Here is a 12,304-nt window from a genome sequence, read left to right as displayed (position 1 = left end):
GATGCCGCCACGGCATCCGACCCGGAGCACTCACGTTCGACGAGAAGAGCGAGCAGGATGACCACCACGATCGACGACGAGGTCTCCGCGGCGACGCCGCAGAAGCCGACGAAGAAGCAGCGGCGTGCCGCGAACATCGCCGACGCGGCATCCGGCGGGCTGAAGATGCTCCTCGTGAAGCTCTTGATGCTCGGCCTCGTCGACGCGATCGCGATCTACGGGGTCATCATCCTCGCGGGCGCCGGGCAGTGGCTCGTCGCGGCGATCGTCGCCGTCGTGGCCGTGATCGTCAACTGGATCTACTTCTCGCGCCGCAAGCTCCCCGCGAAGTACCTCGCGCCCGGCGTCATCTTCCTCGTCGTGTTCCAGGTGTTCGTGCTCGTCTACACGGGCTACATCGCCTTCACGAACTACGGCACGGGCCACAACGGCTCGAAGGAGCAGGCCGTCTCCTCGCTCATGGCCTCGTCGCTCCAGCGCGTCGAGGACTCGCCCACCTACCCCGTCACCGTCGTCGACCAGGGCGGCACGCTCGGCCTGCTCGCGACGGACCCCGACGGCGAGGCGCTGCTCGGCACCAACGACCAGCCGCTCGCCCCCGTCGACGCCGAGATGGACGGCGACCGCGCCGTGGCCGTCGACGGCTGGACGACCCTGCAGTTCGGCGACGTGATCGCCCGCACCGACGAGATCACCGCACTCGCCGTGCCGTTCTCCGACGACCCGAACGACGGGGCGCTGCGTACGCCCGACGGCTCGAGCGCGTACCTCTACCTCTCGAACCTCGAGTACGACGAGGCCGCCGGCACGATGACGAACCTCGACACCGGCACCGTCTACTCCGACATCGGCACCGGCGCGTTCACCTCCGACAGCGGTGATGAGCTGCTGCCCGGCTGGCAGATCGTCGTCGGCTTCGACAACTTCGTCCGCGCCGTCACCGACGAGCGACTCGCCGGCCCGCTCGTCTACGTCACGCTCTGGACCTTCGCGTTCGCGCTCATCTCGGTCGCGTCGACGTTCTTCCTCGGCCTCTTCCTCGCGATCGTCTTCAACGACATGCGGATGAAGGGTCGCAAGTACTACCGCGTGCTGATGATCCTCCCGTATGCGATCCCGTCGTTCCTGTCGGCGCTCATCTGGGCCGGCATGATGAACGAGAGCTTCGGCTTCATCAACCAGGTGCTGTTCGGCGGGGCATCCATTCCCTGGCTGACCGACCCGGTGCTCGCGAAGTTCTCGGTGCTGCTCGTGAACCTCTGGCTCGGCTTCCCGTACATGTTCCTCGTGTGCACGGGCGCCCTGCAATCGATCCCCGAAGAGCTGCAGGAGGCCGCGACGGTCGACGGCGCGAAGCCATGGGCCGTGTTCCGGCTCATCAAGCTGCCGTTGCTGCTCGTGTCGGTGGCGCCGCTGCTCATCGCGTCGTTCGCGTTCAACTTCAACAACTTCAACGTCATCTACATGCTCACCGACGGCGGCCCGAGAGACTCGAACGCCCCGATCCCCGTCGGGTTCACCGACATCCTGATCTCGATGGTCTACAAGGTGGCGTTCACCGGGCAGACGCGCGACTACGGTCTCGCGAGCGCCTACTCGATCATCATCTTCATCATCGTGGCCGTGATCTCGGTCATCGCCTTCCGCCGCACCAAGTCGCTCGAGGAGCTGAACTGATGGCCGCCCAGCAGCCCGTTCCCGGAACCCAGACCGGCCTCGTCATCGGCGAGGCGGAGGAGTTCGCGGATGCCTCGACGCGCGCGAGCATCTCGATCGCGCGCGACGGCGGCGACGGTGGTGCCGGCCGTGAGATCGCCCGCCGACCGTTCAACCTGCGTCGCTGGTTCGCCGCGACGGGGTGGCGCCACGTCGTCGGCGTCGTCATGGTGGTCTTCTCGCTCTTCCCGATCGTGTTCGTGATCTCGTCGTCGCTGAACCCGCACGGCACCCTGACCGGTTCGAACGCCCTCTTCTCGAAGATCGGCCTCGACAGCTACGTGCGCATCCTCACCGACCCGCAGGTGCCCTTCCTCACCTGGTTCGGCAACACGCTCATGATCGCCGGCATCACGGCGGTGCTGACCGTGTTCCTCGGCGCGCTCGCGGCCTACTCGTTCTCGCGCATGCGCTTCACCGGTCGCCGCTTCGGCCTGATCTCGATCGTCGTCGTGCAGATGTTCCCGCAGCTGCTCGCCGTCGTCGCGATCTTCCTGCTCATGAGCGCGATCGGCGACTGGTTCCCCGCGATCGGCCTGAACACCCACATCGGCCTGATCATGGTCTACCTCGGCGGCGCGCTCGGCGTGAACACCTACCTGATGTACGGCTTCTTCAACACCGTGCCGGCGTCGATCGACGAGGCCGCGAAGATCGACGGCGCAGGCCATGCCCGCATCTTCTTCACGATCATCCTGCGGCTCGTGGCGCCGATCCTCGCGGTCGTGGCCCTGCTGTCGTTCATCGCCTCGGTGAACGAGTTCGTCGTGGCATCGGTGCTCCTCATCGACACCGAGCAGCAGACGCTCGCCGTGGGACTCACGAAGCTCGTGTCGAACCCGCGCTACGCCGACTGGAGCGCCTTCTCGGCGGGTGCCGTCATCGCGGCGCTGCCGGTCGTGGCGCTCTTCCTCTTCCTGCAGAAGTACATCGTCGGCGGGCTGACCGCCGGCGCCGTGAAGTAGGCGACCGCGGCCGGCGCGGCGCACGTCGTCGCCCGCGTGTCGTACGCGGGTGGAAAGGTGATGGAATGACTCCGCCGACCCCTCCGGCTCCGCACCACGACGGATCCCCGCTGCACGTCTCGACGCAGGCTCCGACACTCGGGGAGACCGTGCGGGTGCGCCTGCGAGTGCCCGAGTCGTTCGGGCCGCTCTCGTGGGTCGGCACCCGATCGAACCCGAACCGGGAGCCGCGCTTCGAGGAGGCATCCCTCGTCGGGGCCGCCGACGGCTGGCAGTGGTGGGAGACGGGCGTCGAGGTCGAGAACCCCGTGCACGGCTACCGCTGGCTGCTCGTCGGCGACGACGGCCGGCAGCACTGGCTGAACCAGCTCGGCCCGTCGTCGGTGGAGACCCGCGACCACGACGACTTCCGGCTCGTCGCGCACGAGCCCGCGCCCGAATGGGCGGCGTCGAGCCTGATGTACCAGGTATTCCCCGATCGCTTCGCGAAATCGGGGGCTGCGCCGTTCGACGAGCTCCGGGCGGCCGGGGAGCTGCCCGAGTGGGCGATCGCCGCCGACTGGAGCGACCCGGTCGACCCCGTGTACCCGGGGCGCTCGAAGCAGGTGTTCGGCGGCGACCTCGACGGGGTGCGCGAGAAGCTCGACCACCTCGCGTCGCTCGGCATCGACCTGCTCTACCTGACGCCGGTCTTCCCCGCGCGCTCGAACCACCGCTACGACGCGACGACCTTCGACCTCGTCGACCCGCTGCTCGGCGGCGACGAGGCGCTCGTGCGGCTCGTCGAGGCCGCGCATGCTCGCGGCATCCGCGTCATCGGCGACCTGACGTCCAATCACTCGGGTGATGCGCACGAATGGTTCCGCGCCGCGCAGGCCGACGCCGAAGCGCCCGAGCGGGAGTTCTACTTCTTCCGCGACGAGGCCGACGGCGGGGGCTACGAGTCGTGGCTCGGGGTGCCGAGCCTGCCGAAGTTCGACTGGAGCTCGGTCGAGCTCCGGCGCCGCTTCATCGAGGGCCCCGACTCGGTCGTCGCCCGGTTCCTCGGCGCGCCGTTCAACCTCGACGGCTGGCGCATCGACGTCGCGAACATGACCGGCCGACTCGGCTCCGCCGACCTGAACGCCGAGGTGCGCCAGACGATCCGTCGCACGATGCTCGAGGTGAAGCCCGACACGCTGCTGCTCGGGGAGTCGACGAACGACGCAGCGAGCGACTTCCAGGGCGACGCGTGGCACGGGGCGATGACGTACACGCCGTTCACCCGGCCGCTCTGGAGCTGGCTGCTCGAACCGGGCAGCCCGGCCGGCGGCGGTCTCGGGTTCGCGCTGCAGCAGGTTCCGACGTTCACCGGAGGCGACTTCCTCGCCGCCCACCTGCGGTTCGCCGCGGGATTCCCGTGGCGCACCCGAGCGGCGACCATGAACGCGCTCGACACGCACGACACCCCGCGATTCGCAACCCACGCGCGCCCGGGCGCACTGCCCGTTGCGCTCGGTCTCGCGGTCTCACTGCCCGGCATCCCGGTCGTCTGGGCCGGAGACGAGTTCGGGCTGACCGGCGTCGACGGCGAGGCCTCGCGCACGCCGATGCCGTGGGGGAGCGAGGCTTCGCCAGAGGTCGCGCCCGTGCTCGAGACGTACCGCTCGCTGCTCCGGCTGCGGCGTGAGCATCCGGTGCTCGCGACCGGCGGCATCCGCTGGCTCGCGGTCGGCGATGACGCGGTGGCCTTCGTGCGCGAGTCGGCCGAGGAGTCGGTGCTCGTGTTCGCCGCGCGGTCGGCGGCGACGCTGTCGTTCGACTCGAACGAGCTCGCGGCGGCGGAGGTCGCGGCAGCCCTCTTCGGTCGGGCGCGGGTCGCGGCATCCGCTGGTCTCGTGACGCTGGAGACCGACGAGGCCGGCTTCGCCGCGTGGAGTCTCCCCGGCGTCTCGGCGCCGTCGTGGCAGGCCGAATCCGCATGATCGGCAGGTGCACGGCGGCAGTCGCCGATCGGTTGCGGCGCTGGTTCGGAGGTGCCGCCGAGAGGTGATATCCTCGTACGGTTGCCAAGTGCGGCAACGCGCCCCGATAGCTCAGTGGTAGAGCACTTCCATGGTAAGGAAGGGGTCGTCAGTTCAATCCTGACTCGGGGCTCTGGTTCTCTTCGGTTCGACCGTTCGGTCGGGCCGGGAAGCCTACCCGGCGGGGTAGCTCAGGTGGTTAGAGCACACGGCTCATAATCGTGGTGTCGCGGGTTCGAGTCCCGCCCTCGCTACAACATCAGGACTCTGCGTCTCGCGGTTCGTCCGTTTCTCCCGGTTCCGGCTATCGTGATCACCTTCTGACCGCGTCGGTCGTGGATTCGTGACGTCTCACGGCCTCATTGTCAGTCCGACCTGGTCATCGTGAATGTGACCGAGGTGCCGCCGGGGCGGAAGTCTCCGGCCAGGCGGATGAGGCTTCGCAGAGTTCCCCTGCCGTGCTCGCGTGATTCGGCGCGGTCGACGGTTTCGACGAACAGTTCGAACCTTCGCTCGCCCCTCTCTCGAGCCAGCCAAGCAAGTACCTCCTCGACTGATTCCGCTTCGGTGATCCGCTGTGGATCGTGCTGGGCTGAGTGCTCGACGTCGTCTCCGGTCCAGAAACAGACCCAATAGACCGACGCGTCCCGTTGCCCCGCGTCGAAGTACGACTCGTCCCATTCGGCCCGCACGCGACCCCCTCTGCCGGGTTCGACGCTAGCGCCGTGCGCACGTTCCGGCCACTCGTTAGCTGCCGCAACTGGCTGCCCGCAGACAGATCCGGGTTCGGGCAGGTGCAGCTAGTCGCGGCTCGGGATGTCGACTGCCGGAAGGCGATGCGCGTCGACCTTCGCGAGTCGGTAGCGCGACCATCCGTCGCCATCTGGTGCGTCCCACTGGAGACTGCGGCCGGCACGGTTCAGACGGTCGTGTTCCTCCTTCGTGACCCAACACTTCTGAAGGAGCTGGTCGAAGATCGAGATCAGGTGTTCTGGAGAAGTAGCAGGGCCACCAGCGATCGGGCCATTGTGAGTGTTCGATCTGGGGTCCGCCTGGCTCGGATCGACAATCTCGATGACGATCCGTTTGAAAGGGATCACATGCTCCACAACCCGTTGATCAGGCGGGAGTTGTATCGCAGCTTCGGTCGCAAACGTGACGTCGTGAGCTTTATCCAGTCCATGAAGAATCTGACGTAGACGACTCGGGTAGCCTCCCGACCCCTTCGACCACAACCGACCGCCTGAGGCGAGGAGCGGACGGATTTCCGCTTGGATGAGGTCGAACGCTTCGGTCGCGATCCGAATGCGGCGTTCATCATCCCGCGTACCGTTCATTGCACGATCCTCGCACCAGATCGGCGTGCGGGCTCCAATTCGCTCGCATCTCAGCTGACCGCATGGATCAGCAGCGCTGGCAGAAGCTCGTCGATTGGCCGCTCGCGATCGCCGCTTTGGCGTTCCTCATCGCATACTCGTGGCAGGTGATCGGCGAGCTCACCGGCACTGCTGCAGCGATCGCAGAGACGATCATCTGGTTCACCTGGGGACTGTTCGTGATCGACTATGTCGTGAACCTCTGCCTCGCCCAGCAGCGATGGCGCTGGTTCTACACGCACCTCTTGGATCTCGTCATCGTCGTCCTTCCGATGCTCCGACCGCTCCGACTGCTGCGATTGGTGACGCTCCTCGCAGTACTCCAGCGCACCGCCGGCGCGGCATTCCGCGGGCGAGTGATTCTCTATGTCATCGGTGCGTCCCTGTTGCTGGTGTGGGTTGCTGCCGTCGCGGTTCTCGACGCCGAGCGTGGCCAAGATGGCTCCATTCAAACGATCGGGGATGGACTGTGGTGGGCATTCGTCACAATCACGACCGTGGGCTACGGAGACTTCTTCCCTGTGACGTCAACAGGACAGCTCGTTGCGGTCGGTGTGATGATCGGCGGAATCGCATTGATCGGTGTGGTCACCGCAACACTGGCTTCCTGGATCGTCGAGATGGTCGGCGAGTCCGACAAGCAGGAGGAAGCGGCCACCAAGGTGGAGATGGAGGTGCTTACCTCAGAGATCCGAGCCCTCAGGGAAGCACTCAGCCGGAGCTGAATAGAAACGAACGGCTCGTACTGGGGCCGACCGACGGAATCAGGACTCTGCTCTCGCTGACGATCGCAGCTGTCGAATCGCGGGCCCACCCGGTAGCCTCTGCCTTGCCGCCGACGACGGCGTGATTGCGAGGTGGATGGTGCGCGCCGAAACGCGTGGGCTCGATGCCCTCGGTGCGTTGCGGGCGAGGATCGTTTCCGGCGAACTGCCCGCAGGGGCTCGCCTGCCGAGCGAACTCGAGCTCGCTGCGATGCAGGGCTCGTCACGCGGGGTCGTGCGCAGCGCACTTGCTGCGCTCGCACGCCAGGGCCTGATCGAATCCCGTCGCGGTGCCGGATGGTTCGTGCAGTCGGCGCAGACGCAGGGGTTCGACCGCATGCGGTCGTTCACCCAATGGGCACAGGGCCGCGGCAGGGCCTCGGGCGGGCGGATCGTCTCTCGCGAGGTCCGACGCGCGACCCCGCGGGAGGCCCGGCTGCTCGGCATCGGCACGGGTGTCGACGTGCTGTGCACGGTGCGCGTGCGCACGCTCGAGGAGCGCGACGTCATGGTCGAGCGTTCGACCTGGGCGCCATGGGTGGTCGCGCATGTCGAGCGCATGCCCAACGACGTGCTCTCGACCACGAGCTCGCTCGCCCGTGCCGGCATCGTGATCACCCATGGCAACCACCGCATCGAAGCGGTGTCGGCGTCGAGCGACGACGCGCGGCTGCTCGGCGTGCGCAGGTCGAGCCCGATGCTGCAGGTGCGGCGCGAGACGTACGCGGCCAACGGCCGCCCGGTCGAATGCGGCGAGGACCGCTACGTGCCCCACACCATCTCGTTCGAGGCGCAGGCCGCCGGCGCGGCGGAGCTGCCCGAGACGGGCTGAGAGCACCCCCGATCACCCACTGTGCGCAGCGGGCCGACGGATTCGCCCGATCTCGAGGAACCGCCGCCGGCCCGTCTCATCGTGTTCACCGAACAGACACCCTGACCCGCTGTCGTGGCTGTGTTCCGGTCCAGGTCGTTCGAAGGACATACCGTGTCGCAGCCCGCCGTTCCCCCGTCCCGCCCCGCCGAGCCCCGCCGAGCGCGGCGCGGCCCGGCGCTGATCGTCGCATCCGTCGCCGCCGCAGCCATGCTCTTCACGGGCATCGCAGCGCCCGCCCAAGCGTCACCCCGCGCTGCGGCCCCGGGCGCCGAGACCTCGAGTGCCGAGTCGTCGTCGGGTGCCGAGTCGTCCAGCGGTCAGCCGTCGACCGCCGACTCGACTCCGGTACCCGCCTCCGCCGTCGCCGGCGAGACGGTGGAGTTCTCGGCCGCCACGGGCCTCGTCGGCGAACTCGTCGTCTCGGTGACGAGCCCCGACCGCGTGGTGGCCGCCGTGTTCCCCGAGAGCGACGGCATGTACCGGTTCACGCCGGCCATCGCGGGCGACTACACCGTCACGTTCACGGTCACGGATTCCGAGGGCGGCATCGCAGAGGAGTCCCGCGTCGTCACCGTGACCGGGGGAGCCACCCCCGCCCCGGCCGAGGAGACGGCAGCCGAGGCATCCGTCACCGCGCCCAACGAGGCGGTGCCCGCCGCCGGCGAGCCCGACGTCCGCTTCGCCGCGATCGGCGACATCCACAACAACTGGAGCGAGCTCGCCGAGGCGTACGACTTCTGGAAGGCCGAGGACGTCGGCACCGCGCTGTTCGTGGGCGACCTGACGAACAGTGCGACCGCGAGCGAGTACGCCGGGCTTAAGAGCACGATCGATTCGAAGGCCGACCTCGGCATCGACCTCGTCGCCTCGCTCGGCAACCACGACGTCAGCGGCATCGCCTCGTACGACCTGTTCACGCAGGCCACCGGCGGGCAGAAGCCCAACGCCGACTACACGATCAACGGCTACCACGTCATCACGGTCTCGCCGGGCGCGGGCACCCTCGACCCGGCGACCGGCAAGCCGTCGGCGGCGAACTCCGGCAACTACGCCTACGCGGCGTCATGGCTGCAGCAGCGACTCGCGGCCGACACGGCCGAGGACCCGACCAAGCCGGTCATGGTGCTCGTGCACCACCCGCTGCAGTGCACGCACTACGTCTCGAACGAGTGGTACGGCACGGGGCTCTCGAGCGGATGCGGCGACACCCTGCAGTCGGTGTTCGACGACTTCCCCCAGGCGGTCGTCTGGGGCGGGCACATCCACACGCCGCAGAACATCCCGACCTCGGTCTGGCAGGGCCAGGAGAACCGCAGCGGCACCAAGGCGGACAAGGGCTTCACGACCGTGAACGCGCCGCCGCTGGCCTACTACGAGTTCGAATCGGGCGTCGTCAACACGAGCCCGACCAGCCGCTCCAACGACACCACGCCCGACGATGCCGGAAACAACCGGCAGACCGCCATCGTCGAGATCAGCGGTTCCACCGTCACGATCAAGAACTACGACCTGCTCGCCGACCAGTGGGTCGACCAGACCTGGACCTGGGATGTCGCCGATTCGGTCGACACCACCAAGAGCTACGACGAACGCTTCCCGCTCAACAACACGCACCGTGCGAGCCTCAGCGGCGCGCCGGTCTGGCCCGCCGGATCGTCGGTGACCGTGAACGGCATCGGCGAGGACAAGGCGATGGTCGCCTTCCCGCAGGCCGCGCCGGCACCGAACACCGTGCAGGACATCGTGCACAAGTACCGCTACACGACCGTGGACGTCGCGACCGGCCAGACCGTCAACACCTTCTTGCAGTGGTCGGGCTTCTACAACCTGCCGATGCCGACGAGCCGCAACCACGAGGTGTGGAGCCTTCGCCCATCGCGCCAGTACGAGGTGCGGATCACCCCGATCAATGCGTGGGGCAAGGAGGGGTCGCCGCTCACGGCGCGGTTCACGACGACCGGCTCGACCGGCCCCGTCGAGCCGCCGTTCGACCCCGATGCGCTCACCTTCGACGACCTGCGCGAGCAGGTGCCGACGGCCGACCTGCTCGATGTCGGCTTCGCCGACGGCACGGCTCAGGATGCCTCGCCGAAGGCGTGGACCCTCACCGCGGGCAGCGCGGCCCGCGTGGCCGATAACGCCGACCTCGGTGTCCAGGTCGCGATCGGCGAGCAGGGCGCGGCTTCCGCGTTCAAGACCTCGCTGTGGAGCGACGCCGACTACGCGAAACTGCAGGACGGCTTCACGATCGACGCGACCTTCAAGCTCGACGCGATCGACAAGCCCGTCGGCGGCTATGTCGATGTCGTCGGCGGCATGCAGAGCGGCGGCATCGGACTCGAGGCGGTGCGCACGGCCTCGGCCGAGAGCTACGAGCTCGGCTTCTGGTACGCGAGCCCTCGCCCCTCGGTCGAGCTGAAGTACGGCATCTGGTACCACGTCACCGGCTGGTACGACGGCACCGACGCCCGTCTCTACGTGAACGGGATCAAGGCGGTGACGACCGAGGACGTCTCGTTCCCGGTGAAGCCCGGCACCGCCGCCGCCCGGTACCTGGCGATCGGCGGCGATGCGAACCCGAGCGGCGCGCTGAACGACGCGACCTTCGACGGACGCATCGCGGGGGTCGAGGTCTACGGCGCCCCGCTCTCCGACAAGAACGTCTACCGCGTCGCGAATCGCGAGCTGAAGCTCATCGACGCCACACCGCCGCTGGTGAAGGTGGAGCGGCCGGTGCCGGGCGCATCCGCCGTCGTCGACCGCCCCTACGTCGCTCCGGCGCCGCAGGCGGTCGACAACTCGGGCCGGGTGAAGGTCGCCGTCGAGGTGACCGATCCCGCAGGCGGGGTCGTCGAGGTCGAGCGCACCGACGGCGGCCGGTTCAGGTTCACTCCCGCCGTGGTCGGCGCGCACACGCTGACCTACGTCGTCACGGACGCGGCCGCGCGCCAGTCGCAGGCCACGTTCACCGTGATCGCGGCGAAGGGATCGGCGGCCATGGCCGAGCTCATCGAGCCGCTCCCCGTCGCCGATCTGCTCGACCTCGACTACGTCGGCGGCAAGCCCGCCGACCGGTCGCCGCGGGCCCACGCGATCACCGCCGGCACGGCCGCCGTCTCGGTCGACTCCGCGCTCGGCAGCGAGGTCGCGACGTTCACGGCCTCGGCTGCCCAGGGCTCGCGCATCCCGTGGTCCGACACCGACTATGCCAAGACGGAGGACGGCTTCGCGATCGAGTCGGTCTTCAAGGTTCCGTCGATCACCACCGAACGCGACATGATCTCGAACACCCAGACCGCAGGTCAGGGCCTCGAGATGCTGCCGGGAACCCGGCCGGGCAAGGTCACTCCCGAGCTGTGGGTTCGCGTCGGCGGCACGCACGTCGTCGCCCGCGCCGAGAACGCGGTGACCGCCGGGCAGTGGACGCACGTCGTGGCGACGTACGACGCCTCGACCGGTGCGCTGCGCGTCTTCGTCGACGGTCGAGAGGCCGGTTCGGCCGTGGCGGCCGGCGGTGGCAAGGTGCAGAACCCCTCCGGCGCGGCGCGGGCCTTCGTGGTCGGCGGGGACATCTCCTCGTCGGGCGGGATCGAGTACCCCTTCGAGGGCGTCATCTCGACGGCGAAGGTCTTCAGCGAGCCGCTTGCGGCGACGGCGGTCGCCCGTCTCGCGGCGCACGCGCTGAAGGGAAACGACACGACGCCGCCGCTGCTCGAGGTCGACCCCGAGCCGGTAGCGACGTCGACGGTGGGTGCCGAGTACACGGTGCCGGCGGGAATCGCCGGCGACGATTCGGGTTCCGTGGACATCGCGATCACCGTCTCGGGCCCGATCGGCGAGGACGTCGCGCTCGAACCGGGCACGATCGTGCCGCCGGCGGCGGGCGCGTACACGCTGACGTACACGGCGGCGGACTCGGCCGGCAACGCGACGGAGGCCGAATACGAGGTCGCCATCCAGGATCCGGCACCTGCCGCGACCGTGGCACCGAGCATCTCCGGCACGGCCGAGGTCGGCGGCATCCTCTTCGCCCAGCCCGGGGAATGGGATGCAGCAGGCCTGACCTTCTCGTACCGCTGGACCGCTGGCGGTGAGGAGCTCGTGGGCGAGACCGGTGAACAGCTGCAGGTCGACGGGTCGCTCGACGGCGCCGAGATCGCGGTGATCGTGTCGGCGAGTCGGCCGAACAGCGCCACGGGAACGGCGACCTCACCCGTGGTCGCGGTCGCGGACCTGCCGACCTGGCGCGCCGACCGCGTCTACCTCGAGGGCGACCGAGTACTCCACGACGGCCGTGTGTTCGTCGCCCAGTGGTGGACGAAGGGAGCGACTCCCGGGGCGACCTCGAAGAACGGCAAGGTGAACACCGCTTGGGCCGAGCAGGGCGTCGAGGTGAGTACCGCGAACGGAGTCGTGCGGGTCTGGACCCCCTCGTGGATCTACACGGGCGGCGAGACCGTCGAGCACGACGGCCGCCTGTACCGCGCCAAGTGGTGGACCCGCAGCGAGGAGCCCGGCACCGCGAAGCACCCGGCCTGGGCGGACCTCGGTGCGGCCTGAGCCACGCCGCGAGCGGAGGGGGGGCGCGCGCGCGCCGCCCCACGGG

General features: G+C 68.7%; 8 protein-coding genes and 2 tRNA genes. 8 read left to right on the top strand and 2 right to left on the bottom strand.

The genetic code is table 11. The annotated features are described in order from the left end of the window. The first annotated feature begins 57 nt into the window (after window positions 1–57). The 5 genes from ACFTQE_RS18495 to ACFTQE_RS18475 all read left to right on the top strand — a co-directional run bounded on the left by ACFTQE_RS18495 (window position 58) and on the right by ACFTQE_RS18475 (window position 4,938). Complete coding sequence (locus ACFTQE_RS18495) at window positions 58–1,677, top strand: ABC transporter permease subunit (RefSeq protein WP_376926443.1); 1,620 nt, start codon at window positions 58–60, stop codon at window positions 1,675–1,677. After that, window positions 1,677–2,681, top strand: coding sequence for a sugar ABC transporter permease (locus ACFTQE_RS18490; RefSeq protein ID WP_376926442.1), 1,005 nt, complete (start codon window positions 1,677–1,679; stop codon window positions 2,679–2,681). The genes ACFTQE_RS18495 and ACFTQE_RS18490 overlap by 1 nt, the downstream gene beginning before the upstream one ends. Window positions 2,682–2,746: 65 nt before the next feature. After that, window positions 2,747–4,645: a glycoside hydrolase family 13 protein gene (locus tag ACFTQE_RS18485; RefSeq protein ID WP_376926441.1), complete on the top strand. Its 1,899-nt coding sequence runs from the start codon at window positions 2,747–2,749 to the stop codon at window positions 4,643–4,645. A gap of 100 nt (window positions 4,646–4,745) precedes the next feature. Then, a tRNA-Thr gene (locus ACFTQE_RS18480) sits at window positions 4,746–4,817 on the top strand. A gap of 47 nt (window positions 4,818–4,864) precedes the next feature. Then, window positions 4,865–4,938, top strand: a tRNA-Met gene (locus ACFTQE_RS18475). 111 nt (window positions 4,939–5,049) lie between these two features. Here ACFTQE_RS18475 and ACFTQE_RS18470 read toward each other — a convergent pair. Together ACFTQE_RS18470 and ACFTQE_RS18465 are read right to left on the bottom strand one after the other, a co-directional pair. Then, window positions 5,050–5,376 carry a hypothetical protein gene (locus ACFTQE_RS18470; protein WP_376926440.1) on the bottom strand — a complete coding sequence of 109 codons (327 nt, stop codon included), beginning with the start codon at window positions 5,374–5,376 and terminating at the stop codon, window positions 5,050–5,052. Between the two features lie 108 nt (window positions 5,377–5,484). Continuing rightward, entirely contained in the window at window positions 5,485–6,021 is a 537-nt protein-coding gene (locus tag ACFTQE_RS18465; protein WP_376926439.1) for a hypothetical protein, read from the bottom strand. Between the two features lie 62 nt (window positions 6,022–6,083). On the opposite strand from ACFTQE_RS18465, the gene ACFTQE_RS18460 reads away from it, so the two are divergent. The 3 genes from ACFTQE_RS18460 (at window position 6,084) to ACFTQE_RS18450 (ending at window position 12,258) form a co-directional block, all read left to right on the top strand. Beyond that, window positions 6,084–6,785 carry a potassium channel family protein gene (locus ACFTQE_RS18460; RefSeq protein WP_376926438.1) on the top strand — a complete coding sequence of 234 codons (702 nt, stop codon included), beginning with the start codon at window positions 6,084–6,086 and terminating at the stop codon, window positions 6,783–6,785. Window positions 6,786–6,921: 136 nt separating this feature from the next. Further along, complete coding sequence (locus ACFTQE_RS18455) at window positions 6,922–7,656, top strand: GntR family transcriptional regulator (protein WP_376926437.1); 735 nt, start codon at window positions 6,922–6,924, stop codon at window positions 7,654–7,656. A gap of 153 nt (window positions 7,657–7,809) precedes the next feature. Next, entirely contained in the window at window positions 7,810–12,258 is a 4,449-nt protein-coding gene (locus ACFTQE_RS18450; protein ID WP_376926436.1) for a LamG-like jellyroll fold domain-containing protein, read from the top strand. Window positions 12,259–12,304 lie beyond the last annotated feature (46 nt).

The sequence above is a fragment of the Agromyces sp. NPDC056965 genome, from assembly GCF_042673425.1.
Classification (GTDB): domain Bacteria; phylum Actinomycetota; class Actinomycetes; order Actinomycetales; family Microbacteriaceae; genus Agromyces.
Note: the sequence above shows the minus strand (reverse complement) of the source record. Positions and strands in the feature narration are given on the sequence as shown.